This window comes from Halomonas sp. HL-93, from assembly GCF_900086985.1.
Taxonomy (GTDB): Bacteria; Pseudomonadota; Gammaproteobacteria; order Pseudomonadales; family Halomonadaceae; genus Vreelandella.
On the sequence record NZ_LT593974.1, the window covers coordinates 1,783,226 to 1,809,766 of the forward strand.

The 26,541-nt window shown below is 56.3% G+C and carries 23 protein-coding genes; 17 read left to right on the top strand and 6 right to left on the bottom strand.

Annotation, left to right across the window (positions count from 1 at the left end):
* Window positions 1-39 precede the first annotated feature (39 nt).
* Window positions 40-639 carry an FMN-dependent NADH-azoreductase gene (locus tag GA0071314_RS08205; protein ID WP_074396180.1) on the bottom strand — a complete coding sequence of 200 codons (600 nt, stop codon included), beginning with the start codon at window positions 637-639 and terminating at the stop codon, window positions 40-42.
* A gap of 105 nt (window positions 640-744) precedes the next feature.
* On the opposite strand from GA0071314_RS08205, the gene GA0071314_RS08210 reads away from it, so the two are divergent.
* Window positions 745-1,668: a LysR family transcriptional regulator gene (locus tag GA0071314_RS08210; RefSeq protein ID WP_074396181.1), complete on the top strand. Its 924-nt coding sequence runs from the start codon at window positions 745-747 to the stop codon at window positions 1,666-1,668.
* 28 nt (window positions 1,669-1,696) lie between these two features.
* Complete coding sequence (locus tag GA0071314_RS08215) at window positions 1,697-2,197, top strand: hypothetical protein (protein ID WP_074396182.1); 501 nt, start codon at window positions 1,697-1,699, stop codon at window positions 2,195-2,197.
* Window positions 2,198-2,330: 133 nt separating this feature from the next.
* Here GA0071314_RS08215 and GA0071314_RS08220 read toward each other — a convergent pair whose 3' ends face one another.
* From GA0071314_RS08220 to GA0071314_RS08240, 5 genes are all read right to left on the bottom strand, one after another.
* A complete protein-coding gene (locus GA0071314_RS08220; RefSeq protein WP_074396183.1) occupies window positions 2,331-2,732 on the bottom strand; it encodes a hypothetical protein in 402 nt (133 codons plus the stop codon).
* The gene (gene pgaC, locus GA0071314_RS08225) at window positions 2,722-3,972 is read right to left on the bottom strand and encodes a poly-beta-1,6-N-acetyl-D-glucosamine synthase (RefSeq protein ID WP_074396184.1); all 1,251 of its coding nucleotides are present in this window, start codon (window positions 3,970-3,972) and stop codon (window positions 2,722-2,724) included. Before pgaC ends, GA0071314_RS08220 begins: the two co-directional genes overlap by 11 nt.
* Window positions 3,969-5,930, bottom strand: coding sequence for a poly-beta-1,6-N-acetyl-D-glucosamine N-deacetylase PgaB (gene pgaB / locus GA0071314_RS08230; RefSeq protein ID WP_074396185.1), 1,962 nt, complete (start codon window positions 5,928-5,930; stop codon window positions 3,969-3,971). Before pgaB ends, pgaC begins: the two co-directional genes overlap by 4 nt.
* Window positions 5,927-8,353, bottom strand: coding sequence for a poly-beta-1,6 N-acetyl-D-glucosamine export porin PgaA (pgaA, locus tag GA0071314_RS08235; protein WP_074396186.1), 2,427 nt, complete (start codon window positions 8,351-8,353; stop codon window positions 5,927-5,929). Before pgaA ends, pgaB begins: the two co-directional genes overlap by 4 nt.
* 304 nt (window positions 8,354-8,657) lie before the next feature.
* Window positions 8,658-9,542 (bottom strand): LysR family transcriptional regulator, encoded by an 885-nt coding sequence (locus GA0071314_RS08240; RefSeq protein ID WP_074396187.1) that lies wholly within the window; start codon window positions 9,540-9,542, stop codon window positions 8,658-8,660.
* Window positions 9,543-9,717: 175 nt separating this feature from the next.
* Here GA0071314_RS08240 and leuC point away from each other — a divergent pair, with 175 nt between their 5' ends.
* The 15 genes from leuC (at window position 9,718) to GA0071314_RS08315 (ending at window position 26,441) form a co-directional block, all read left to right on the top strand.
* On the top strand, window positions 9,718-11,169 hold the full coding sequence (leuC, locus tag GA0071314_RS08245; RefSeq protein ID WP_074396188.1) for a 3-isopropylmalate dehydratase large subunit: 1,452 nt from the start codon (window positions 9,718-9,720) through the stop codon (window positions 11,167-11,169).
* Between the two features lie 3 nt (window positions 11,170-11,172).
* Window positions 11,173-11,820 carry a 3-isopropylmalate dehydratase small subunit gene (gene leuD / locus GA0071314_RS08250; protein ID WP_074396189.1) on the top strand — a complete coding sequence of 216 codons (648 nt, stop codon included), beginning with the start codon at window positions 11,173-11,175 and terminating at the stop codon, window positions 11,818-11,820.
* Between the two features lie 32 nt (window positions 11,821-11,852).
* On the top strand, window positions 11,853-12,932 hold the full coding sequence (gene leuB, locus GA0071314_RS08255) for a 3-isopropylmalate dehydrogenase (RefSeq protein WP_074396190.1): 1,080 nt from the start codon (window positions 11,853-11,855) through the stop codon (window positions 12,930-12,932).
* Between the two features lie 77 nt (window positions 12,933-13,009).
* Window positions 13,010-14,122: an aspartate-semialdehyde dehydrogenase gene (asd, locus tag GA0071314_RS08260; RefSeq protein ID WP_074396191.1), complete on the top strand. Its 1,113-nt coding sequence runs from the start codon at window positions 13,010-13,012 to the stop codon at window positions 14,120-14,122.
* Between the two features lie 188 nt (window positions 14,123-14,310).
* Window positions 14,311-16,239 (top strand): type IV pilus assembly protein FimV, encoded by a 1,929-nt coding sequence (locus GA0071314_RS08265; RefSeq protein WP_074396192.1) that lies wholly within the window; start codon window positions 14,311-14,313, stop codon window positions 16,237-16,239.
* Entirely contained in the window at window positions 16,236-17,159 is a 924-nt protein-coding gene (gene truA, locus GA0071314_RS08270) for a tRNA pseudouridine(38-40) synthase TruA (RefSeq protein WP_074396193.1), read from the top strand. Before GA0071314_RS08265 ends, truA begins: the two co-directional genes overlap by 4 nt.
* Window positions 17,159-17,797 (top strand): phosphoribosylanthranilate isomerase, encoded by a 639-nt coding sequence (locus GA0071314_RS08275; protein ID WP_074396194.1) that lies wholly within the window; start codon window positions 17,159-17,161, stop codon window positions 17,795-17,797. The genes truA and GA0071314_RS08275 overlap by 1 nt, the downstream gene beginning before the upstream one ends.
* A 91-nt stretch (window positions 17,798-17,888) precedes the next feature.
* Window positions 17,889-19,142: a tryptophan synthase subunit beta gene (gene trpB, locus GA0071314_RS08280; RefSeq protein ID WP_441316758.1), complete on the top strand. Its 1,254-nt coding sequence runs from the start codon at window positions 17,889-17,891 to the stop codon at window positions 19,140-19,142.
* 26 nt (window positions 19,143-19,168) lie between these two features.
* Window positions 19,169-19,972, top strand: coding sequence for a tryptophan synthase subunit alpha (gene trpA, locus GA0071314_RS08285; protein ID WP_074396196.1), 804 nt, complete (start codon window positions 19,169-19,171; stop codon window positions 19,970-19,972).
* 98 nt (window positions 19,973-20,070) lie between these two features.
* On the top strand, window positions 20,071-21,090 hold the full coding sequence (gene accD, locus GA0071314_RS08290; protein WP_074396197.1) for an acetyl-CoA carboxylase, carboxyltransferase subunit beta: 1,020 nt from the start codon (window positions 20,071-20,073) through the stop codon (window positions 21,088-21,090).
* Entirely contained in the window at window positions 21,083-22,354 is a 1,272-nt protein-coding gene (gene folC, locus GA0071314_RS08295; protein WP_074396198.1) for a bifunctional tetrahydrofolate synthase/dihydrofolate synthase, read from the top strand. Before accD ends, folC begins: the two co-directional genes overlap by 8 nt.
* 21 nt (window positions 22,355-22,375) lie before the next feature.
* A complete protein-coding gene (locus tag GA0071314_RS08300) occupies window positions 22,376-23,092 on the top strand; it encodes an SPOR domain-containing protein (RefSeq protein ID WP_074396199.1) in 717 nt (238 codons plus the stop codon).
* 2 nt (window positions 23,093-23,094) lie between these two features.
* On the top strand, window positions 23,095-23,643 hold the full coding sequence (locus GA0071314_RS08305; RefSeq protein WP_074396200.1) for a CvpA family protein: 549 nt from the start codon (window positions 23,095-23,097) through the stop codon (window positions 23,641-23,643).
* A gap of 63 nt (window positions 23,644-23,706) precedes the next feature.
* Window positions 23,707-25,230 (top strand): amidophosphoribosyltransferase, encoded by a 1,524-nt coding sequence (purF, locus tag GA0071314_RS08310; RefSeq protein ID WP_074396201.1) that lies wholly within the window; start codon window positions 23,707-23,709, stop codon window positions 25,228-25,230.
* An 11-nt stretch (window positions 25,231-25,241) separates the two neighbouring features.
* Window positions 25,242-26,441: an O-succinylhomoserine sulfhydrylase gene (locus tag GA0071314_RS08315; RefSeq protein WP_074396202.1), complete on the top strand. Its 1,200-nt coding sequence runs from the start codon at window positions 25,242-25,244 to the stop codon at window positions 26,439-26,441.
* Window positions 26,442-26,541: the final 100 nt, after the last annotated feature.

Here is a 26,541-nt window from a genome sequence, read left to right on the forward strand (position 1 = left end):
CATAACAAGCCACTCCAAAATAGCGCCTTACACTTCGTTTCAGGCGCTCAGCAAATGGCCGATGCAGTTCTCTGCAGCGGTGAGGCTTTCGGCCTTGTGACTGTCGTTCAAAGCCAGGCCTTCGGCGTGGACGAACTCGACATCCGTAATGCCTATGAATCCCAGAATTTCGCGAAGGAAGCGGGTTTGGGAGTGATCCTCGCCGTAGATCCCGCCACGGCTGATGAAGACGTAGGCTTTCTTGCCGGTAATCAGCCCTTCGGGGCCGTTTTCTGTGTAGCGGAATGTGACGCCAGCGCGTGCGATGTGGTCGAAATAGGCATGTAGCACGGACGGCACATTGAAGTTGTACATTGGCACGCCAAGCACGATTACATCGGCATTTTTCACCTCTTCAATTAACGCATCCGAGTAGGCAACGACTTGGTGTTGTTCTTCGGTCATTTCATCCGGACTGGTAATGAATGCCTGGAAACTGTCCAGGGTGAGGTGTGGAACCGGGTCTTTGGTCAGGTCGCGGGTGACGACCTGGCCGTCCGGGTTTTTCGTCAGCCATTCGTCGGTGAAACGAGTGGCGAGGGCGGATGACTGCCCATGGTTATTAAAGATGCTGCTCTGGATTTTCAGTAAGGTGCTCATGGTGTAATCCCCAATAAGATGATGTTCGATAGGTGTTATTTGAGCATTGAATAGTTAGATATAAAAATGTAAAAAATTACTTAAACCCATCGAATGGTTTGATATATGGCGTCCGACCCGATCTCTACCCCGCACATCAGCTTGGAGCAATGGCGCAGTCTGGTTGCTGTTGTTGACGCTGGCGGCTACGTGCAGGCCGCCGAAGCACTGCACAAGAGCCAGTCGTCGATTACCTATGCGGTACAAAGGCTGGAGCATGTACTGGATGTAAAAGTGTTCTCCATGCAGGGACGAAAAGCCGTGCTCACACCCGTTGGGCAGATGCTGTACCAGCGAGCGCGCCAGTTGTTGGAAGATTCCCTGGGAATGGAGCGGGCGGCGGGCAGAGCATCCGCTGGCTGGGAGAGCGAGATTGCGATAGCGGTGGAGGTGCTGTTCCCGACTTGGTTAACGCTGGGTTGCCTTGATGAATTCGGTGATATCAGTCCCCAGACCCGGATCAGTCTGTACGAAACCGTTATTGACGGTGGCGCGGAGCTATTGCTGCAGGGCAAGGTGGACTTGGCGATCTTACCCCGGATACCGCCGGGGTATAGCGGTGAGGTCCTATTGCGAGGGGCAACCATTGTCCCGGTTGCACACCCTGATCACCCTCTGCATCAGCTTGGTCGTGAGCTGTCAGTACGTGACCTGCGTACACAGCGGCATATTGTCGTGCGAGATACCTCCGTCAGACGCAGCGACAAAACCCACACGGTGGATGTGTCCAAACGATGGACGGTTACCAACATGGCGACGTTGATCGGTGCGGTTTCCCGCGGGTATGGCTTTGCCTGGCTGGCCACGGACAAAATACGTCCCGAGCTGGATGCGGGTGTTCTCAGGCCTTTGCCATTGCGTGGTGGCGAGCGGCTGGCCGATTTTTACCTGATTTTCGCGGACGTCGAGGCCATCGGCCCCGGTGTCGAGCGCCTGGCACAGGTTTTCAAGAACAAGTGCGGAGGCTCTGGTATCGGGTCAGCTTCTTAAAAACATAAAAACCAAAGGAGAATCTCGAATGCGTAAGGTCACGGCGGGTATCTTACTTTTGCTGCTTCTACCCAATGCTGCATGGTCAGCGGAGTTATGGGGGCCAACCACTGCGGGAATGACGGTAAAAGAAGTATTGCGCGATGTGGATGACGCCTACCGCATTGAGGATGGCGGCCGCTTGGCCACCACTGCGGTAGAAGAAGTGCGCAAGGATGACGTGGAGCTCGCGGGCGAGTCATTTACCCAGCAGTTTTACTTTATGAATGGCCAGCTTACCCAAGTCACCTTCAAGTTGGATGACGCGCAGGATTTCGATACCAATATGGAGCTGGTGGATGCGCTAACGGAAGACCTGCGCGAGCGATTTGGTGAAGAGGTCGATTCCGAAACCACCAAGGCAGGCATCATGCGAAAAGCAAACGTGTCCTGGATCGAGGGTAACCGCAAAATTGGTATTTTTCTGATGTCCATGGGGCAGGACGATTCCCTGCTGAAGGTGAACTACCAGGCTTCTTTTGGCGATTAAAAGTGAGCAGGGGATCGCGCATTTATGCGTGCTTTATATATGACGCTTTACGTAAGTATAGGGCAGGTTCGCTGTAAGGCGGCGCATCCATTCAGGCCTAGCGGTGGCCTAAATGGATGCGTTGATGAGGGCGCTAATTTGTCATTTGGCTGGTCGTTTTGGCGTTTGCCTGCGTTTGCATAATAGGCTCGCTCTCAACTTGATGATCTACTTTATTAGGTACCTCAGGCGTTATCTGCTGAGGGGTGTGCAGCTGGCGTCTTAGATAGCTGGAGTACAGGCGTTTGTTATAAAGCGCCCAGCAGTGGAATGTTAGGAAGGTGACAATAAAACCCACCAACACCACCTTGATCATGATGGACTCATATAGGTGTTCCAGAGCGGCATCATCGATAATAAAAAATAAAAAAAGTTTCGCCATCACCAGTGTCCATAGTGCGAAGGCAGCAAGGGCGAAAAGGCTATCACGGGAACGGTATCCCCAGCCTTTTTGGTTGGGTCTGGCGATGATGACAGGCACTAGTTTATTGTTCATTAAAATGCTCTCCTCTGTCAGGGCTGGTCCATGTGGCTTGCCTTCCCTTTTGCCGCAGTAGGGCTTTGGGGAAGGCGATAACAACGGTGGTCATGTTGAGAATCCAGTAGGCGAAGGGGTACCAGATCATCCAGTAAATGCAGCGGAATATCTCTTTGTCGTAACGGCTATCAATATGAAAACTGACGGTAAATTGGATAAAGCTAAGGGCGACCAGGATGCTGCCGAAATAGGAAAGCAGATGGGCCGTGATCGGCCATGCAGTGGGTGCGACAAGCTGAGAAACCAGCCACACGAGCAATAGGGTAATGACTGAGTAGCACCACATGACGCTTATGATGTATTCCAGCGTGAGCAGCCAAAACCGACGATTAGCCCAGCGAATCGTCTGAGGGAAGTAGCGTAGAAAAACTTCGCCTCCCCCTTGAGCCCACCGTAACCGCTGCTTGAACAACCCCCGCAATGTCTCGGGCATCAGCACCCAGCAGAGGGCTCTGGGCTCGTAGCGCACTTGCCCGCCTGCTAGCTGTAGCCGCCAGCTAACGTCAATATCTTCAGTGACCATGTCGGTATTCCAGCCACCAATTTCTTCCAGCGCCTTACGCCGAAAGGCGCAGATAACGCCGGAAACGGTGAACACCATTCCATAGATGCGCTGGGCGCGTTTGATCAGGCCGATAATGGCGGAAAACTCGCCGGTTTGAATTTTACCAATGGCAGTCGAGCGGGTCCTCACACGGGGATTGCCGGTCACGCCGCTGACGTTAGGGCTGCTAATGAAGTGGCCTACCATATAGCCAATGGCGTCGTAGTCGAGAATGGCGTCACCATCGATCCCGACAATAATCTCGCCATTGGCCTTGCTCAAGCCATGGTTCATGGCGCTTGCCTTACCTTCATTGGCTTGGTGTAGCACCGTTAACGCTGGGTATATTAGCGATAACCCATTTAATCGATCGGCGGTATCATCGAGGCTGCCATCATTAATGGCGATGACCTCCATATGCGGATAGTTCTGCTTGAAGAGGTGATGAATCGTCTCTTCTACATTCGCTTCCTCGTTATAACAGGGCAGGAGAACCGTGACGGTGGGGGCAGTTTCGTCCCACTCGAATGTCGCTGGCCAGGGCTGCTTGAGTTCCCAGTGCCAATAGAAGTAAAGGCCGCCGCAGATCCATATAGTGGCCATCAAGCTTGGGTAGCCGAGGGTAAAGATGGCTAGGTAATCTAGTAGGTTCATTGGATGGCCCTGAACCGGCGTCCTATGGAAAAGACGGGTCTCATGGTATTGATATCAGGATGATTCTGGTGAAAATCATCAGGGTAGTAACCAATGTGCTTGATGCCTTCTTCGCGGAGTACGCGAACCCATTGCGCTATCTCCTCGCTGGGAATGGGTGTCTGGGTGTGCCAGTTCTGCGCCTGAAGCTCGAAGACCAGCTGGTCGGCGCTTACCTGCGAAAGCGAGCGCTGGGCAAGGCTTCTTAACCACGCATCGGGGTTCTCGGCTTCTTCCATATAAGGCATGGCCATGACGGCCACATAGTCGTAGCCGGTGGCGAAGTCCCTGGGATCTTGAGCAAACCATTGCTGGCTACTCGGCTCCATCACCGTCTTGGCATAGAGGTTGCGAGCGGTGGTAAAGACCACGTTGTCGGCTTGGCGATAGTAGTTAGCGGCCTGCTCCAGCTCCAGCGTGAAATCGGTGAGATACTCTGTCTTGAAGCGAGCCCAGGTCGACATCAAGTCATCGTCGTTGCGTATTGCGTTGATATCCCCCGGTAACGAAGCGCGCTCATAGGCGGCTAGGGCTTCTGGGTTGGCGTCTTCAAAGTCAGTAAAGAAGGCGTCATCGTGGAAGAGCAGGCCGTCGAATTTGGTCAGCCGACCGAGATCCTGATAAATTTCACGGATTATACGACGGTTGCTTTCTACATAAGGCGATAGGCGCAAGTAGTGATCGGGGGACTCGCGCCCGGTTGTTACATCGGTGACATACCGGTGGCCGCTCCCCAGGTCAAAGGACAGCACCGGCATCCAGGCGTACACTTTTACATTGGCACGTTTCTTCAACTGCCACGCAACGCGATTGAAAAGGTCTGCCCTGACCGGTAAATGGCGGTTAGGAAAGTAGAGGGCATCGGCAACGCCGTCTCCATCAGGGTCTGCAAAGGCCTGAAGATAAACGGTGCTAACGCCGTACTCAGCAATGCGCTCGATCAGCCTGTCGAGATTTTGTGCCTGCTGGGTAGGGTCCGGGTCATACACGTAGTCCAGGTCAACGTGAACAATGCGCAGCTTTTCTGGCTCCCATATTCGGTTGGAGAGAATCTCTTCGATGGTTTGCAGGCTGGTTTCCTGATCGATGAGATAGCGGTTCATGGTACGCATCGAGTCGCTGAGACGGTTGGGTGCGCTGAGTAGACTGAAGGTGTAGTCCATGCCGTATTCCGCGGCGATATCGAGCGTTGCCTGGCTATAGGCACCGTAGGGCCAAACCATGATCCTAGGGCTTCGCCCCATCTGTTCCTGAAAACGCTGCTGTGTCCGTGCCATATCGCTGCGTACCCGCTCGATATAGGCCGTTTCACTTTCATACCCGTTGCGTGCGTTCCAAGTGCTGGTAACGGCGGCGGCTTGCTCGTTACCCATGGGGTTACCGACAACCCCGTAGTGAAGGTCGTAGGAATGCGAGGCTATTTCCACCAGCGGTGATTCGTCCAGGGTTTTAACCTGTTCCCATGACAAAAAACGCTCACGGGGCAGGGTGGTATTGCCGTAGGGCACCCGGCCACCTTCAGGTACATCCAGCCAACTGCCGACCACTGCCTGCACGGCGGGAAAACCATATAGTTTGAGTAATGGAAAGACGATGTCGTAAAAGCTGCGATATCCGTCATCGAACGTCAGCAGCACGGCTTTTTCCGGCAGAGGTTGCTTACCTGCTTTGGCATCGATGATCTGTTGCAGACTCACCGGGTTATAGCCGCCGACATCAATTAAATTGAAGTGCTCGACCAATCGGTTGCGGGTAATGGTCTGGGGATAGATATCAAGGTTGGGGGTAACGCTGGTATCGACAATATCGTGGTAACTGATTACCACGTAATCATTCGGCGTCCGGGCTGCCTGGGCTTGTTGAATACCCACCATTGCTATCATAACTGCGCCCATCACAATGATGCGCCAGAGTGTCATAGGAATCTCCATACAAAGCCGGCTGAAATAACGTTGTCATACTCAGGAACACCGTCGTAGACGGCTCTTTCGCGGGTGATGCCATATTCGAAGTTTACGGTAGGGGTCAGCTCCCAGCTGTGTTGATAGCCGATCGACCAGGTATTCTCTGTGTCGTAATTCTTCTGCCAGTAGCGGCCTGAACCGAGGGAAAACGACTGAATGAAGGACTGGCGATAGTCGAGCGGCGTCTCGTAATCGAGCGTCAGCACACCCGCGAGGCTGGCATCGCGGCGCGGATTGAAATAGCTGGCGTCAACTTCATCATTGCGTGACGCGGAAATCTGCACTTCGCCGTTGAGTTGCCAGCGATCCAGGTGGTAGAGCGTCTGATTCCAGTAGCCGTAGACAGAATGCCGCAGGTTGCTGTCATCAAAATCGGTCGCCATAAACCCGATGGCGCCTGCGCCACGCTCGTTGCGCCGGTAAGCCAGTTCACCACGATAACGGTCGGCGTTGATATCATCGCGCAGCGCCCGTAGTGGGGTATCGGTGGTATTGCGCTCAATACCTACCGTGGCAGTGATATGGTCGGAGGCGGCATAGCGCAGTTCAGCAAGCGCAAGGAAATCTTCGTTAAGCTGTGATCCATGGCCTGCGGCCAAGGTGACCGTGGATGGATGCAGGTTCCATTCGTAGCCAGCCATGTTGTAAGACGCATAAAGATTCTCGTCATCAAACTCGCCGAACTGGCCGATCCGTTGGGCGAAGGGGCGAGAGCCATTCGCGTTGCGGGGCCCTTCAAACAGAACTTCATAGGTCCACTCACGTGATGCTTGAGTGCCGCTTCCTTGCCCCTCGCTACGCTCGAAGGAAGTGCTTAACTGAGGGGCGCGCAGTTCGCGCCATTCCCGCTCTAGGTCATCCCGTGTAACGCTTGGCTGGGCGTCTTCGATTTCTCGGGCGATGTCGGTGGTGGTGCCTTTCCACTGACCGCGCTGCAATCGTGAAAGCAGTACGCCGTGACGGGCGGAGTCCTGTCGTTCTGGGGGCAGTAAAGGGAGGGCCTGCTGGAAAGATGCTTCGGCCTTTCTGGGCCAACCTCGATCACGTTCGATATCGCCTTTCATCAACCACAGATAAGGATCCTCAGGTGCCTGGTTCTGATAAGCAGCCAGGCGTTCGCTGGCCTCGTCTGTGCGGCCACGCCAACTGTCGAGCAGTACGCTAAGCAGCAACACTTTTTGATAATTGGGGTTGTCTACTTGCGTGGTTCTGGTGAAGTCCAGGCGCTTTTCGGGCTCGCTTGCGATCCAGTCTTGCAACAGGCGATCAGCGTCCCGGAAACGTTGCGCATCGGAGTAACTGTAAAAAAGCCCTTCATTGAGAGGATCATCGGGGTCAGTCGCCTGCTCGGGGGACTGTCGTATAAGGTGTTCGTAAAGGGTGATGGCTTCTTTGGGACGACCCATGCCATTCAGGGCGTGAGCTCTGGCGCGATCCACATAGCTTGGTAACTGGCCATGCTGGTTTTCAAGCTTTTCGGCGAGCGCTACCGCTTCGGAAAAACGCCTTAATTGGGCCAGGGCCACTACCTTGTCGTATTCCGTAATGGTAACAAGCTCCTCAGGCGCGTCTGGGCTACTGAGTACGCTATTCAACTGCTCCAGGCCGTTACGGGTTCTTGAGGGTTGATCCGTGTGAATGCCGAGGCGTATATCCGTCACGCCTTCATAGTAGGTCAGCCAAAGCCGGTCACTTCCAGAGAATACATCCGGGTTCGACTGCATGATGCGGCGCGCCGCTGAGCTGGCGCCAAGGCCAACGGCCAGTCGGTAAAGCGCTTGTAGTTCACTTGTGTTGCCTGGGTCTTGCGCAACCAGTGCCTGGCGGGCATCCAGCTCTTGCATCGCATTCGCGGTGCCCGCTGCCAAGTAACCTTTAGCCTCTAGCCCCGCTTTGGTGGTGCCAGCCACTTGGTTGTATTGTTGCAGGGCGATATCCGCCAGGGTATAGCTGCCCATATCGGTATGTACCAAGGCTTGGCCAAGCCAGCCCTGTTCGTTTGACGGATCGCGATAGGTAAGTGTCCGAAATAGCGTCAACGCCTGTTCGTAGTCACCCTCACTACGAGCCGCTGTGCCCAGGTTGGCAAGTTCGGAGTCACTGTGATTCTCTGTTTCACACCAGGAGCAAACGGCTAGCGCCTCCTGATGCCGATTGGCACGCACCAGCAGTGCCACTAAATCCTCGCGAACACGCGCATTGCGCGTTTGGTGGTAGAGGGTCTTCAGGCCATCAATTGACGGTGCCAGCTCCCCTTGGCGTGCCTGGATAACCAGCGCTTCGCGTTGCGCATCAGTCACGGTTTGGCCCTGCGCCACACCCGTAGTCAGACAGGCCAGAAGGCAAATTGGCAGTAGGGAGTTATGGCGACGGTGCATGTTGATATTCCTACCCTGGAAACTAATGGGCACATGTTTGTGCGCAACGATGTTTGCCAGTGTATCGAAGTATCGTTAAGTAAATACTGAACAAAATTGTTAACTTGCAAAGGATTATCGTCAGCAAAAAAGGTGGGGAGGTTTATGTTTATCTAATGCGGTCAACGCTTATGTTCTTGGTGGAAAGTACTGATGATAAGCAAAAACGGCTTGTTTTTATTTATAAAATATCAGTGTGAGTGACTTGATGCTGCTGGTTGGGCGAACTGCCAATGGCGTTTTTGTGAGGCTTTGAATTATCGTGTTAGATTTTTCTGGTGGCTTCCAACGCTTCGATCATCTGCCTTGCGGCGTTGGAGAGCGTGCGGCTGGTATGAACCAGATAGCCCAGCGGACGGTGGAGTGGGGCAGTGGCAACGTCGAGCTCCACCAGTTCGTGGTCGATCATCTTCTCGGGCAGCAGACTCCAGCCAAGACCCACGCTGCACATCATCTTGAGCGTTTCCAGGTAGTTGGTCGCCATGCTTACCGGCAGCTCAAGGCCTGCTTCTTCAAAGCGCAGGGCGATCAGCGAGCCGGTAAAGGTCTTGGCCCCCGGCATCACGCAGTTGTGTTCGCACAGGTCGGCGAGTGACAGCGTGCTTTGCTGAGCCTGGGTGGCGAGAGGGTGGTCGTTGGCGCAAACGAAGCACAGTCGGTCGCGCCATAGTTCCACCACGTGCAGTTGCTCGACGGGGTGGGGCGCAAGCGTCACCACGGCCATTTCCAGCGAACCATCGCGCACCCCCTGGTAGGCCAGCTCCGAATCCAGAAAATGCAGGTCCAGCGCTACCTCCGGGTGGCGTTGGGTATACTGCTTTAACACCGGCGGCAAGCGGTGCAGGCCAATATGGTGGCTGGTGGCCAGGGTGAGCGGCCCGCCCACCTGACCGGATAAATTGGCGAGCGCCCGGCGGCTGTCTTCCACCGTGAACAGAATCTGCCTCGCCTGGGGCAGCAACAGGCTGCCCGCTTCGGTCAACGCGATGCGTCGGCCAATGCGATCAAACAGCCGCGCGTCTACCTGAGACTCTAAAGTGGCAATGCGCTTGCTGACCGCCGGTTGTGTTAAATGCAGCTGTTCCGCCGCGCGGGAGAAACTTTGTGTGTCGGCTACGGCCAAAAAGGCTTGAAGACTTTGGGTGTCCATCGCGTCGCGTATCCACTAAGCAAATTATCTTGTATTCCATGTTGGAATCCAATCTATGAATAACATGAATTGCTTTTATCTGCGAGCCGCGTGACACTCCTACGACACGCAATATAAAGCAGCGCCAAAAAAAGCTGTCGCTACGAACTAGCAGGGCCTAGCCCGGGAGAAGCACATGTCAGGTCAAACCCTTTACGATAAGTTGTGGAATCAGCATTTGGTCAAGCAGCGCGATGATGGTACCGCGTTGATTTATATCGACCGTCACATGCTCCACGAAGTGACCTCGCCACAGGCCTTTGAGGGGCTGCGTTTGGCGAACCGCAAGCCGTGGCGTTTAGACACGAACCTCGCGACCACCGACCACAACGTGCCGACCACGCTGATTGAGCGAGCACAAGGCAACAGCGGCATTAAAGACCCGGTGTCGTTGATCCAGGTACAAACCCTGGATGATAACTGCCTTGAATACGGCATCACCGAGTTCGGCATCAACGACCCGCGCCAGGGCATCGTTCACGTGGTGGGGCCGGAGCAGGGCGCGACGCTGCCAGGCATGACGGTGGTGTGCGGCGATTCCCACACCGCGACCCACGGCGCTTTCGGGGCGTTGGCCCACGGTATCGGCACGTCTGAAGTCGAGCACGTGCTCGCGACCCAGTGTTTGCTGACCCAGAAGATGAAGAACATGCAGGTGCGCGTTGAAGGCGAGTTGGGCCTCGGCGTGACCGCCAAAGACGTGGTGCTGGCGATTATCGGCAAGATTGGCACGGCGGGCGGTACCGGTTATGCCATCGAGTTTGCCGGTAGCGCCATCGAGTCGTTGTCCATGGAAGGCCGCATGACCGTGTGTAACATGGCCATTGAAGCGGGCGCGCGGGTCGGCATGATTGCCGTGGACGACACCACCATCGACTACATCGGCAACCGCCCCTATTCTCCCACCGGCGAGCAGTGGGAAGCAGCGGTAGCGGACTGGCGCAATCTGGTCTCCGACCCGGACGCCGTGTTCGATAACGTCGTCACCCTCCAGGCTGAAGACATCGAACCCCAGGTTAGCTGGGGCACCAGCCCGGAAATGGTTACCGGTATTTCCGGCCAGGTGCCGGACCCCGACGCCGCACCGGATGAAACCGTGCAGCGCAGCCACACCCGGGCACTCGAGTACATGGGGCTCAAAGCTCACCAGAAAATTACCGATATCAAGCTGGATAAAATCTTCATTGGTTCCTGCACCAATGCGCGCATTGAAGATTTGCGCGAAGCCGCCAAGGTGGCGAAGGGCAAGAAAATCGCCGACTCGATCAAGCTCGCCATGGTGGTGCCGGGCTCTGGATTAGTGAAGCGCCAGGCAGAAGAGGAAGGCCTCGACAAGATATTTATCGAGGCAGGCTTTGAATGGCGCGAGCCAGGCTGCTCCATGTGCCTGGCGATGAATGCCGATAAACTGGGTGCGGGCGAGCACTGCGCTTCGACTTCCAACCGCAACTTTGAGGGGCGCCAGGGCTACGGCGGGCGTACCCACTTGGTAAGCCCGGCCATGGCGGCTGCGGCGGCGATTGCCGGTCATTTTGTCGATGTGCGCAGCCTGCCCGCCAACGACGCCACCCACGCTCAGGAGGCCTAAGCCATGAACAAGTTTGAACGTTTTGAAGGCGTGGTGGCCCCGCTGGACCGCGCCAACGTGGATACCGATCTGATTATCCCGAAGCAGTTTTTGAAGTCGATCAAGCGCACTGGCTTTGGCGTCAATCTGTTTGACGAATTGCGTTACCTGGATGAAGGCCAGCCCGGCCAGGACTGCTCGCAGCGACCGCTGAACCCTGATTTTGTCTTGAATCAGCCGCGTTATCAAAACGCCGAAGTGCTGCTCGCACGGCGTAACTTTGGCTGCGGCAGCTCTCGCGAGCACGCGCCTTGGGCGCTGGAAGATTTCGGCTTCAAGGTGGTGATTGCGCCCAGCTTCGCCGATATTTTCTATAACAACGCGTTCAAAAACGGTTTGTTGCTGATCACGCTTTCGGAAGAAGCGGTGGACCGCTTATTCAACGAAGTGGAAGCCAAAGAAGGCTACCAACTGGATGTCGATTTAGAACAGCAACGAATCATCACGCAGAAAGGTGAGATTCTTGAATTTGAAGTGGATGCGTTCCGTAAGCATTGCCTGCTGGAAGGCCTGGACGATATCGGCCTGACGCTCAAAGACGAAGATGCGATTCGCACCTTTGAAGAACAGCATCGCCAACAGCGCCCCTGGCTGTTTCGCCAGCCTGCGTAAGTCACCGCTCAAATAAATGCTAAGGACGTTGCATGACACATAAGGTTCTATTACTACCGGGTGACGGCATTGGCCCCGAGATTGCTGCCCAGGCGGCGCGCTTGTTAAAAGCCTGCCAGGAAGCCGGACTGGATATCGACGTCGAAGAAGCGCTGGTCGGCGGCGCAGCCTACGATGCCCACGGTGATCCGCTGCCGGAGCAAACGCTGGAAAAGGCCAAGGCAGCCAGCGCCATTCTGCTGGGGGCGGTGGGTGGCCCCAAATGGGACAAGCTCGAAGACCTCTCCAAGCGGCCCGAAAAAGGCCTGCTGGGGCTGCGCAAAAACCTGGGCCTGTTCGGCAACCTGCGGCCCGCGATGCTCTACCCGCAGCTCGCCAGCGCCTCCAGCCTGAAGCCTGAACTGGTGGCTGGGCTGGACATCATGATCGTCCGCGAGCTGACCGGCGGCATCTACTTCGGCCAGCCGCGCGGCATCGAAGAGCGCAACGGCGAGCGGGTGGGCTTTAATACCTACGTGTATTCCGAAAGCGAGATCGAACGTATCGGCCGCGTGGCGTTTGAAATGGCTCAGAAGCGCGGTAAGAAACTGTGCTCGGTGGATAAAGCCAACGTGCTGGAAGTGACGATCTTGTGGCGCGAAGTCATGGAACGCCTAGCACCGGAATATCCTGATGTTGAGCTATCGCACATGTACGTGGACAACGCCGCCATGCAGCTAGTGCGGGCGCCGAAGCAATTTGATGTGGTGGTCACCGGCAACATGTTTGGCGATATCCTCTCCGATGCTGCCGCCATGCTCACCGGCTCCATCGGCATGCTGCCGTCCGCATCGCTTAACGAGAGCGGCCAGGGCATGTACGAGCCTTGCCACGGCAGCGCGCCGGATATCGCCGGGCAAAACGTCGCCAACCCGTTGGCTATGATGCTCTCGGTGGCCATGATGCTGCGCTACTCGCTGGGCGAAAACGCCATGGCCGAGCGTATCGAAGCGGCCGTGGGCAGTGTGCTGGATGACGGCCTACGCACTGCGGACATAGCCTCTGAAGGTATGCAAACCATCGGCACAGACGCCATGGGCGATGCGGTGCTGGCGGCGTTTGCTAAGCAGTGAACGATTTATCGTGGTCAAAATCACCATAAAGAATCGTGTATAATGCAGGCACTCATTCTTTGCAGGAGGACTTCATAATGTTGAAAGTCGGTTTCGTGGGATGGCGCGGCATGGTGGGCTCGGTGCTCATGCAGCGCATGCTGGAAGATGGTGATTTCAACGGCATCGAGCCGGTGTTCTTCACCACCTCCCAGGTCGGCCAACCCGGCCCCGACATCGGTGTGGACGTGCCTCCGCTGAAAGATGCTTTTGATATCGAAGCGCTCAAGGCGCTGGATGTCGTCGTAACCTGTCAGGGCGGTGACTACACTAAGCCCGTCTATAAAGACCTGCGCGCCGCTGGCTGGAAAGGCTACTGGATCGATGCGGCCAGCACGCTGCGTATGGAAGATGACGCGACCATCGTGCTGGACCCGGTCAATCGCAAGGTGATCGACGCGCAGCTGGCCAAAGGGGCCAAAACCTTTGTCGGTGGCAACTGCACGGTCAGCCTGATGCTGATGGGCCTGGGCGGTCTGTTTGAAGCCGATATGGTCGAGTGGATGACCTCCATGACCTATCAGGCGGCCTCGGGCTCCGGTGCCAAGCATATGCGCGAGCTGCTTAATCAAATGGGCACGCTGCGCGACAGCGTGGGCGAAGAGCTGAAAGACACCTCAAGCGCGATCCTGGATATCGACCGCAAAGTGACGGCGGCCATGCGCGGTGGCGACTTCCCCACCGAGAACTTCGGTGCACCGTTGGCGGGTAGTCTGCTGCCGTGGATCGACACCAAGCTTGAGAACGGTCAGAGCCGCGAAGAGTGGAAAGGCAGCGTCGAGACCAACAAGATTTTAGGTCTCGATAGCAACCCGATTCCCATCGATGGCCTGTGCGTGCGTATCGGCGCGATGCGCTCGCACAGCCAGGCGTTCACTATCAAGTTGAAGCAGGATGTGCCGCTGGATGAAATCGAAGACCGCCTCGCCAAGCATAACGAGTGGGTCAAGGTAATTCCCAACGACAAAGACGCTACCATCGAAGGTCTAACGCCCGCCGCGGCAACGGGCACACTGCAAGTTCCAGTAGGCCGTCTGCGCAAGCTGGCGATGGGCGGTGAATACCTCTCCGCGTTCAGCGTTGGCGACCAGCTGCTGTGGGGCGCGGCCGAACCGCTTAAGCGTATGCTGACGATCCTGCGCGAGCAGTAAGCCTCGCCAAGGCTAATTCCGCATCCTTAGCGGACGAAAACGGGGAGCGAATCAGACGCTTCCCGTTTTTTATGCGCGCTTGTTTTTTGTGCGTAAAGGGGCGGTACTATGGTAAAAACGTATGAGACCGCAACACGATAAGGCGTTAGGTTGCATATAAAAAAGCCAGATTGGGAACAGGGGCATCCATGAAACAGGTAGGCGCGCTGGCCGTTGGGCTTTGGCTAAGCATGGTGGGGTCATTGGGCTGGGCGCTTGATCTTGGGCCCGCCGAGGTGCAGTCACGTTTAGAGGAGCCACTTCAAGCCACGTTGCCACTTGTCGATAGCGCAGAGTATTCGCCTTCAGACCTTGAAATCAGTGTGTCTGATCAACGTGCATTTGAGGACGCAGGTGTTGAATGGACATCGCTTGCGGGGCGCGTTCAGGCCAACATTCAAGAGCGTCAAGGCCAACCCGTAGTGGTGCTCACCAGCGACGATCCGGTGACGTCGCCGTGGCTTGACCTGCTGTTAACCGTGTCATCGCCCGATGGGCAGCAAACTCGAGAAATGACGTTGTTGTTTGACCCGCCCGATTACGGCGCCCGCGATGAGCCTGCCGAGCGTGCGCCTGCTCAACCCATCGCCGAAGATGACGCGTCCGCTGAGCCACCCAGCCGTGAAGTTGCCCAAGGGGACGCTTATGTACGCAGCGGCGATACGCTGTGGAGTGTTGCCGCGCGCACCAAGCCTGAGCAGGCAAGCGTCCAGCAAATGATGTTGGCATTGCTGGAAGCCAATCCCAGCGTGTTCCCTTCGGGTAATATCCACGCCATGCGCGCGGCCCAACGTCTCAACCTGCCGGACGATGATCGCGTAACGGCCCGCTCGGCGGAGCAGGCCGCTACCACCATTCGTGAAATGAACACTGGGGGGCAACGCCGCGATGAAAACGTCCCCGTTCCGGTGGCGTTACCCGAAGTGGATGGCACTGGCGAAAGTGAATCGTCTGCTGAAGTGCAAGAGGACGAGTCGGCGGAGCCAGAGAGCACTTCAACAAATCAGGCGGTGGCTTCCGCGCCCGCGACTGGGCAAAATGACGGGCAATCGATTGAGCCCACGGTGGTGAGCGCCGTCAATGTGCTTGCTGGCGGGGAGCAAGAGGGCGCGAATCAAAGAGCACCATCACCCTCGGTTGCGCCAGCGCTTGCGCTGCAATGGCAGCAAGAACGCGACGACATGCGCCGTGAAATAGCGACGCTTCGCGAAGAAGTGGAACGGCTAAGCGAAACCGTCGCCTCGCAGCAAATGGTATCCGCCTCGCCAGCCCCGGCAACTGAGCGCCGATCCATTATGGAGCGGCTGAGCGAGTATCAGTGGTGGCTAGCGATGATTGCGTTGATTCTGCTGTTAGCGCTGTTGGTGATAATGCGCCGTCGTCGCCAGCACTGGGAAGCGCCGCCTGCTATGGCGGCGCCGGGCACCAATCAACCTCATACGCCGTCGGCAAGTAACGTAAGTCCTAGGCGTGACCCCTCCATGGTGTCGCCGACGCCACCCCCACAAGCTGACGCAACAATGGCCGCCGAGCCAGTGAACAAAACGGCAACAGACGAAGCGGTCAGCCGGTCACCCGCCGGCAATATCGATGAGACATATCCCGCTTATGAGGCGCCATTTGACCGAGCAGCCATGGCCAATACCCAGGCGGCCGGGCTGATTGAAATTGGCCAGGAGCGCCGTTTGGCGCTAAAGGCGCTACCTGTCGGGCACAACCCTGCGTTATGGCTGGCGCCTCCCGCTGACCCTTTAACGGTGGCGGCCATGCTGTCGGCGATGGGGATGCGGCCGATTGAGGAAACGCCTGCCGCTTCGCCTGGTGAGGCTCAGGTGCCGGCCGATAACGAGCGGGCATGGGTCATCGATTATCAGCCGCCAACGCTGGCCTCAAGCAATGCGCCTAGAGAGGAAACGCCTATGCAACCCTCCGTTGAGTTCGATACCCAGGCGCCTGCACCGACGCCATCTCCTGCTGCCCGTGAGGAAGAGTGGGATATTGAAGAGGTGGCATTTGCCCCCACACCTCGCGATAATAGTGCGCCTTCCACTCCCGGCAATGTTGATAAGAGGCGATGACGCTGTTTTACCATTTTGATGAGACGCAACCGTTAACCGGCCGCTTGGCGATGGCCATCGAATATGATGGCACGCGTTTTTGTGGCTTTCAGCGGTTAAAACACGCCGCTTCGGTGCAGGCATCGGTGGAAGACGCGCTGAGCAAAGTGGCCGGTGCGCCGGTGCAAATTCATGCCAGCGGGCGAACTGACTCCGGCGTGCATGCTACCCGTCAGATTGTTCATCTGGATCCGCCTGCCCAACGCTCGGAAAAAGCCTGGGTGTTCGGCGCGAATACTTACCTGCCTCGCGATGTATCGATACGCTGGGTCAAGCCGGTTTCAGATGATTTTCACTCGCGGCTGGGCGCGCTGGGGCGTCGCTACCGTTACCTGCTGCTGAATCAAATCAGTCGCCCGGTGCTGGAGCGGCATAATGTCACTTGGTGCAGAGACCCGCTGGATGCTGATGCCATGCACCGTGCCGCCCAGGCGCTGGTGGGAGAGCATGATTTCTCCAGTTTCCGTGCAGCGGGATGCCAGTCGAAAACGCCGTGGCGACAGATGCACTTTGTTGACGTCAAACGCTATGGCCCGCTGGTCATGATCGATATCCAGGGCAATGCGTTCTTGCACCATATGATTCGCAATATTGCCGGGGCCTTGGCCAGTGTAGGTCGGGGCGCTCAAGACGAAGATTATATCGAGCGGCTGCTGGCGCTCAAGAATCGCAAGATGGGCGATGTCACCGCGCCTGCCTGTGGGCTGCACTTTGTCGACTCGATCTACGATGAGCGGTTTGCGCTGCCCAAAGAGCCGCTGGGGCCAAACCTGATGGCCTTTTCCGGGGAGTGGACCGGTGAGCGGGAGCTCCCCGAGACCCCGCGCGTGGCCGCCAGGCGAAAGCTGACCTTTGCCAAAAAGCCCCAGGAGACGCCGTGATGAGTGCTGGGTCCTTGACGCGTACGCGAGTGAAATTTTGTGGTTTTACCCGCCATGAAGACGTCGCCCATGCCGTGGCGCTGGGCGTGGATGCGCTGGGCTTTGTGATGTGGCCCCAAAGTTCGCGCAGCATCAACGTTGAGCAGTTGGCGGTGCTTGCGGCAAAGGTGCCCGCGTTTGTCAGCCGCGTGGGGCTTTTTGTCGACCCGTCTGCCGAGTTGGTCGAAGCGTGTCTGCCGCACCTGGACCTGCTGCAATTCCATGGTGATGAAACGCCCGAATTCTGTGACAGTTTTGGCCGCCCCTGGATCAAGGCGCTACGCATGCGCGATGCCATTGATCTTGCCCTTGAGGCCGAGCGTTATTTCCAGGCCCAGGCGCTGCTGTTAGATGCCTATCGACCGGGAACTCCGGGCGGCACCGGCGAGTCATTTGATTGGTCGAGAATCCCCGCAACGCTGGCAAAACCTGTTATTCTCGCAGGCGGGCTAACGGCGGATAATGTCGCGCAGGCAGTGCACCAAGTGATGCCTTATGCGGTTGATGTTTCCGGCGGGATTGAAGCTTCTCGCGGTTGTAAGGACGCCGGAAAAATGGCGTCGTTTGTGCGTCAAGTAGCGTTAGCCGACGCCCGTTAGTTCGCTACGCCGTTCGCCTCGCCGGTGTGCTGCGTCGTAATGTGAATTCATTTATTGTTTGCCTGTTCTGGCGATCTTGTGAGGTATTCCTGTGACTGTCTCAGCAACTGGTGCTTCTGAAACCGTTCCGAAAACACGTTTCAGTGAACTGACTAAAATGCCGGATGCCCGTGGTCATTTTGGCCCCTATGGCGGCCGGTTTGTGTCAGAAACTCTGAGCTTTGCCTTGGAAGAGTTGGAGAAGACATATTTAAGTCTACGTGACGATCCCGACTTTCAGGCCAAGTTTGACCGTGATTTAGCCCATTTTGTAGGGCGGCCCTCGCCGCTCTATCACGCCGAGCGGTGGTCGCAGGCGTTGGGTGGGGCCCAAATTTGGCTGAAGCGCGAAGACCTGAACCATACCGGTGCTCACAAGGTAAATAACACGATTGGCCAAGCGTTGCTGGCCAAAAAAACGGGCAAACCAAGAGTCATTGCGGAAACCGGCGCTGGGCAGCACGGCGTTGCAACCGCTACTGTTGCGGCACGCCTGGGCCTTGAGTGCGATGTTTACATGGGGGCTGCGGACGTTGAGCGTCAGAAACTGAATGTGTATCGCATGCACTTGCTTGGCGCGCGGGTGATTCCGGTTGAGTCGGGCACCCGCACGCTAAAAGATGCCATGAACGAAGCGCTGCGCGACTGGGTCACCAACGTTGATAATACGTTCTACATTATCGGGACCGTTGCGGGACCTCATCCTTATCCGCAGTTGGTGCGTGATTTCAACGCGGTAGTGGGTCGCGAGGCGCGTCGCCAGTCGCTGGAGCAGATCGGCCGACTGCCGGATGCTCTGGTCGCTTGCGTGGGTGGTGGCTCCAACGCCATTGGCCTGTTCTATCCCTTTGTGGAAGACGATGATGTCGCCATGTACGGTGTTGAAGCCGGTGGTGATGGAGTTGAAACAGGGCGTCATGCGGCACCGTTGTCGTCTAACGCGCCGCGCGGTGTACTGCATGGAAACCGTACTTACCTGATGTCGGACGAAGCCGGGCAGGTATCGGATACTCACTCGATTTCAGCCGGGTTGGATTACCCTGGGGTGGGGCCCGAGCATGCCCTTTGGAAAGACGTCGGGCGGGTAAACTATGTCGCGGCGAATGATAACGATGTGTTGGTGGCTTTCCGCGAGCTCACCCACATGGAAGGCATCATGCCTGCTCTTGAGACCGCACACGCGTTGGCCTATGCCAAGGTTTTGGCACCCACCATGCGTTCTGATCAACATATCATCATCAATTTATCAGGTCGCGGTGACAAGGATATTATGACGGTAGCCAAAATTGACGGCATCGAATTTTAAGGGTCCACGTTATTTTAAGGGTAAGCATGAACCGTATTGATCAGCGTTTCAGTGAACTTAAGCAGCAGGGCCGTAAGGCCCTAATCCCTTACATTACCGCTGGGGACCCTGCGCCTCAGTATACCGTCGGCTTTATGCACGCTCTGGTGGAAGCCGGTGCGGATATCATTGAGTTAGGCGTACCGTTCTCCGACCCAATGGCGGATGGCCCGGTCATTCAAAAAGCCTGTGAACGCGCAATCAAACAAGGCACTCGGTTAGTCGACCTGCTCGATATGGTGGCCGAGTTTCGCCAAACCGATGCCACCACGCCTGTGGTACTGATGGGCTATCTCAACCCCTTCGAACGGATTGGCTACGAAACCTTTGCTGATAAAGCAGCGAACGTGGGCGTCGACGGTGTATTGACCGTGGATATGCCGCCCGAGGAAGCGGATATTTTCGGTCCGCTTTTGAAAGCACGTGATTTAGCGGCGATTTTTCTCGTTGCACCTACCACTTCCCATGCACGGGCCGCTACAATATGCGCCCACGGTGAGGGGTATCTGTACTATGTATCGCTCAAGGGCGTGACGGGTGCGGCGACACTTAATGCTGATGACGTGGCTGAGCACTTGGCGCCGTTGCGTGGTATGACCGACTTACCATTGTGTGTTGGGTTCGGTATCCGCGACGGCGCGACAGCCGCAGAAGTCGCCAAGGTGGCCGATGGCGTGATTGTCGGCAGTGCGCTGGTCAACCGGATTGCCGAGAGTGCTGATGCGCCGGACACCATCGCTGCCCAGTTAAAACAAGTGCTCGGCGAAATGCGGGCGGCCATGGATGCTTAAATAGTCCTTTCATCGTCTACACTAACTGACATTAGTTTGACCCCATTCATCAAGCTTGGCGTTGCCAAGCGTTGACGTACAACGGAAGTCTTTTTGATATGAGCTGGCTAGATAAGATTGTGCCCTCCATGGGGCGTATCCAGCGTAAGGACCGTCGCGCTAGCGTTCCCGATGGTCTCTGGCGTAAATGCCCCAAGTGCGAAGCCGTTCTCTATCTTCCTGAGTTAGAGAAACATCACAGCGTTTGCCCTAAATGCGAGCATCATTTGCGTTTAACCGCACGCAAGCGCTTGGATTGGTTTCTAGACAAAACGGGCCGCGAGGAAATCGCCGCCGACATTGAGCCGGTTGACCGCCTCAAGTTCCGCGATTCCAAAAAATACAAAGACCGTTTAGCTGCGGCGCAAAAAGAGACCGGCGAAAAAGACGCGTTGGTCGCCATGCGCGGTGAGTTAAATGGTCTTCCTGTAGTGGCCGTGGCATTCGAGTTTACCTTTATGGGTGGCTCTATGGGCGCGGTGGTTGGTGAGAAGTTTGTACGCGCCGCCACTTTGGCACTGGAGTCTCGCGTGCCGTTGGTCTGCTTTGCGGCATCCGGTGGGGCGCGTATGCAAGAAGCGCTGTTCTCGCTGATGCAGATGGCGAAAACCTCGGCTGCCCTTGAAAAGTTAAAGCAAGAAGGCGTGCCCTATATTTCGGTGCTGACCGATCCGGTGTTTGGAGGTGTGTCAGCATCGCTTGCCATGCTGGGCGACCTCAATATCGCCGAGCCTAATGCGTTGATTGGTTTTGCCGGCCCGCGGGTTATTGAGCAAACCGTTCGCGAAACCCTACCCGAAGGCTTCCAGCGTAGCGAGTTTCTGCTTGAGCACGGCACGGTGGACATGATCGTGCATCGTCACGATATGCGCGAGCGTGTAGGAAGTGTGCTGCGCAAGCTGACCCATCTGCCTGTGGCGGATGACGAATCTTCAAGCGAAGAAACCGTTTTCTCCGAACCAGTGGTAGATGAGCCCCAGGTGACCGATTACGCCGAAGACCCCGAGTGGATCGAGGCAATTAACGGCAGCAGCGAGTCGGATTCTGCCAAGCGCGACGATTCCTCTCGCAATGTCTAAAACCCTGGCGCAATGGCTGGACTATTTAGAAACCCTCCATCCGGTGGGCATCGAGTTGGGGTTAGCGCGGGTAAGCCAGGTAGCTGAACGGATGGGGCTTTTAAATCGGCCCATTGCAAAGCGGGTAATTAGCGTCGCAGGCACTAATGGTAAAGGCTCAACCCTGGCAATGATCGACAGTGTGGCACGCGCTCACGGGCAGCGAGTAGGCACCTATACGTCTCCGCATTTGCTGCATTATAACGAACGCGTCCAGCTTAACGGCTGCATGGCAGACGACGATCAATTGGTAGCGGGGTTTGAAGCCGTGGAGCAAGCCAGGCTTGCTCCGCCGGCGATTAGCCTGACCTATTTCGAAGCCGGTACGCTATGCGCTCTGTGGTGTTTGGTTCAGCAACCGCTGGATTTGGCGGTACTTGAAGTCGGCCTTGGCGGACGTTTGGATGCCGTCAATATCGTTGATGCCGATGTGGCCATCGTTACCACCATCGCCCAAGATCACGCCAGCTTTTTAGGTACTGATATCGCCCAAATCGGGCGTGAGAAAGCCGGTATTTTTCGTTCGGGGCGGCCTGCGGTATTAGGCAGCCGCGAACTACCCGAAAGCGTCTTAGACGTTGCAAAGGCGCTACAAACGCCAGTATACCAACTCGGTAGTCACTTTAACCAAGAGGGTGAGCCGACTGCTAGGTGGTGCTGGCAGGGCTGTACCACCGATGGTGACCCGCTGTCACTGGATGCCTTGCCTGACCCAGGCCTACCTCTCGATAACGCCGCCACGGCGCTTCAAGCGCTGGTATTATCAGGACTTTCGCTTGCAGTTGCCCCCACTCGGGGAGCTCTGGCCAATCTGGTGGTGCCGGGGCGTATGCAGTGGCGTGGCCAATGGTGTCTTGATGTGGGTCATAACCCCCACGCGGCAGCCTACCTGGCGCAGCACTTGCCTTCAGTCGGTGTGGGTGGGACTCAGTGGGGAGTGATCGGCATGCTCAGCGATAAAGATGCCGACGGGGTGATCGCCGCGTTATCATCACGTATTAGCGATTGGGTGTGCGTAAGTTTAGACGGCGAACGAGCTCGCCACGCCGATGAACTGGCCGAGCGGATTGCAGCCCAGGGCGGACGCGTGCATTATTGCGCGGCAACGCCCGCAGCAGGGGTGGAGTGGTTGGCGACCCGGCTAAGCCCGGAAGATCGTGTGCTGGCAACAGGTTCTTTTTTTACGGTGGCAGCGTTATTGGCGCAGCCACTGCCACAGGCGTAGCGTCGCTTGATGGAGAGGGATATGAAATACGGTAAAACGGAACGCATTAGCGGTATCGTCATCTTGCTCGCGCTGTTGGCCATTATTGTGCCTTGGTTAATGAGCGACCCCGCGCCGCGTGAAGAACGTCCACAACCGAATTTTGTGATTGAGCAACCGGTAGAGGCTGAACGTCGTGACGTTGAAGCCCCAGAGCGACCTGACTCTATTGACGATCCGGCCGAACAGGAACAGGTAGACCCGGGTGTGGCCGCCCAGGCGACTGAAGAGCCGCTTGAAGTCGACCCTGTGAGCCCCGATACCGACCAGCTGGCGAATAACGACGAAAGCGATGACGATAGCGCCTCCGATGATGAGGACACTTCGAATGAGACCGAAGAACCTTCAGCGGATGAGCAGAGCGATCCGATAGCCGATCTTATTGCTTCTAATAGTCAGGCGGTAACTGATTCGTCCGAGGAGCAGTCCTCCAACGAGCAGACTGAATCAACCTCTCAGGCAGACTCAAACGGTGAGTGGGCCGTTCAGGTGGGTAGCTTTGGTGATGCGGATAATGCCCAGCGCTTGAGTGATCAGTTAAGCGAAGAAGGTTTTACCGTTTATCAGCGCGAACGCGACAATGAAATGACGACCGTCTATGTTGGCCCTTTTGCAACCTCGGAAGAGGGTGAAACCGCGGTGAGCGATGTTAAGCAACGGGCTAACGTACAAGGCTTGCTGGTTCGAGTTCGGGAATAACCATGGCGCTCACCTGGATAGACGCCGCCTTTTTAGCCGTATTGGCTCTTTCGATGTTGGCGGGCTTTGTACGTGGCTTTGTACGTGAAGCGCTGGGGTTAGCGGCTTGGGTGGTGGCGTTGATGGTGGCCCGGGTGCTGGCGGAACCCGTTGCCGAGTTGATGAGTGGTTTTATCGAAAGTTTTGACGCGCGCCTGGTGTTGGCCTTTGCGTTAGTGATTTTTGCGGTGATTCTACTTTGCGGTATTGTCATTCGCTTAGTTCATGCCGCGGTTGAGTGGGTAGGGATGGGTTTACTCAATCGGTTTGCCGGGGCCGCGTTCGGTGTCGCGCGAGGGGCGGTCATACTCTTGGTGGTGACTGTCCTGATTACGCTCACGCCACTTTCTGAGCTGCAAGCGTGGCAGGAGGCCGAGCTACGCCCCACTTTTATCGAATTGCGTAACTATGCCATCAGCCAATTAGATCAATGGGGCGGCGAACTTCCCGAAGCGCCGTCCTCGCTAAACGACATCACGCTGCCTGACTTACGTCAGGGGCGCGAACTTTAATAGTTTTAATCAGTAATGTACCGGCTTACGTAGGTTAAGCCAGCATACAGCGAGGTAACGGGAATGTGCGGTATCGTCGGCCTTCTGGCCAAGCAAGCGGTGAATCAGGGTATTTACGATGCTCTGACCGTTCTTCAGCATCGTGGCCAGGACGCTGCTGGGATGATGACTTGGAGCGAAGGACGCTTTTTACTGCGCAAGAGTAATGGCTTAGTGCGTGATGTGTTCCATACGCGGCATATGGCGCGTCTCAAGGGCAACCTGGGTATCGGTCACGTGCGTTACCCCACCGCTGGCTCCTCCAGCGAAGCCGAATCGCAGCCATTTTATGTTAACTCTCCTTATGGCATTGCGCTGGCCCATAACGGCAATCTGACGAATTCTGAACAGCTCAAGCAGGAGCTGTTTTCGACTGATTTACGCCATATTAATACCAGCTCCGATTCTGAAGTGCTGCTTAATGTGTTTGCCCACGAATTGGGCAAGCAGGGGCTGCACTTGGAAGCTGAAGATATCTTTGATGCCGTGCGTAGAGTCCATCGACGCTGTCAGGGCGGTTATGCCGCCGTGGCGATCATTAACGGCTTTGGCATGGTGGCGTTTCGTGATCCTCACGGCATCCGGCCGGTGGTGTTTGGTACGCGCCAGGCGGAAAACGGCCAGGATGTCATGATTGCCTCCGAATCAGTTGCCCTGGATGTGGGCGGCTTTGAGCTTGAGCGGGATTTGTCGCCTGGCGAAGCCATCTTCGTTGACATGCAGGGTAAAATTCATACCCAAGTATGCGCCGACCGGCCCCAGCTACGCTCGTGCATTTTTGAACACGTTTACCTGGCGCGTCCCGACTCGATTCTCGACGGCGCTTATGTATACGGCACCCGCATGCAAATGGGCCGTAAACTCGGCGATCGCGTGCTTAACGAATGGCCCGACCATGATATCGACGTGGTGATTCCGATTCCCGATACGTCGCGTACCTCGGCGTTGGAAATGGCGCAACATCTCGGCGTCACCTATCGTGAAGGGTTCATGAAGAACCGCTATATCGGCCGCACCTTCATTATGCCGGGGCAGACCCAGCGCAAGAAATCGGTGCGCCAAAAACTCAATGCCATCGACATTGAGTTTAAAGATAAAAATGTGCTGCTGGTGGATGACTCGATTGTGCGCGGGACTACCTGCAAGCAGATCATTCAAATGGCTCGCGATGCCGGGGCTCGTAATGTGTATTTTGCCTCCGCCGCACCGCCGGTGCGTTACCCCAACGTTTATGGCATTGACATGCCAGCGGCATCAGAGCTGATTGCCCATGGGCGTACGGAAGAAGAAGTTGGCCAATTAATAGGCGCGGATCGCATCTTCTACCAGGATTTAGAAGACTTAAAAGATGCCTGTCGTGAAGTAAATCCCGAGATGGAAGCCTTTGACTGCTCGGTGTTTGACGGTAACTACGTCACCGGTGACATTGATGACGCCTACTTGGCGGTGCTGGAAGCCAGCCGTAACGACCTGGCCAAAGACCAGAGCGCAGGTGACCATGCCCTTGTCGATATGCATAATCAGGATGATGACGATCTGGATGACTAGGAGGCCAGCCCATGCATGATGACAGCCAGCAAGACGCGTGGTCGCTAGAAACCCTAGCGATTCGGGCGGGACATGAGCGCACCTTTGAGCAGGAGCACTCCGAGCCGATTTTTCCTACCTCCAGCTTCGTTTACGGTAGCGCCGCCGAGGCGGCGCGCAAGTTTGGTGGCCAGGAAGCCGGTAACGTTTATTCTCGCTTCACCAACCCGACAGTGCATACCTTTGAGCGCCGTTTGGCGGCGTTGGAAGGCGGTGAGCGCTGTGTGGCGACCAGCTCAGGGATGTCCGCCATCTTGTCAACGGTGCTGGCGCTGTTATCCGCCGGCGATGAAATTGTCGCTTCACGTTCGTTGTTTGGCTCAACGGTAAGCCTGTTTGATAAGTACTTTGGTAAGTTCGGCATTACCACACGCTATGTGGAGCTTTCTGATCTAGCCGCGTGGGAGGCGGCGATCACCCCCAAAACGCGATTGTTGTTTGCTGAGACACCGTCGAACCCGCTGTCTGAAGTTGCCGATATCGCTGCGCTGTCAGCGTTGGCGAAACGCCATGATGCTTGGCTGGCGATTGATAACTGCTTTTTAACGCCAGCGCTTCAGCAGCCCATCGCGCTGGGGGCTGATCTGGTCATTCACTCCGCAACCAAGTACCTGGACGGGCAGGGCCGTGCGGTAGGGGGGGCGGTGGTCGGTAAGCACGATGTGTTAGAGGAAGTGTTTGGCGTCGTGCGGACCTGTGGCCCGTGCATGAGCCCTTTTAATGCCTGGATATTTACCAAAGGGCTGGAAACGCTCTCGCTGCGCATGAAGGCGCACTGCGAGCAAGCAATGGTGCTTGCCCAGTGGCTGGATGCCCACCCGGCGGTCAGCAAGGTGTTTTACAGTGGTTTGGCAGACCACCCTCAGCATAGGCTCGCCAAACAGCAGCAAGAAGGCTTTGGCGCAGTGCTTGGATTCGAGGTTATCCATGGACAGGAAGGCGCGTGGCAGGTAATCGATGCTACTCGCATGCTGTCGATTACCGGTAATCTGGGTGATGTCAAAACCACCATTACGCATCCGGGCACTACCACCCATGGGCGTTTAAGCGATGCGCAAAGAGCGGCCGCCGGCATCACGCCGGGGCTGATTCGTGTCGCGGTGGGGCTAGAAAGCCAGCGGGATATTCAAACGGATCTTGCCAGGGGCCTTGATGCGTTGCTGATGCGTTAACCGCTTCTCCTGAATTAACAAAACCGGTCGTAAAGGCCGGTTTTTTATTTCACAACGCTGAACCTTGGCGTCGATCAACGGTTTTTACGAATGGTGTGTT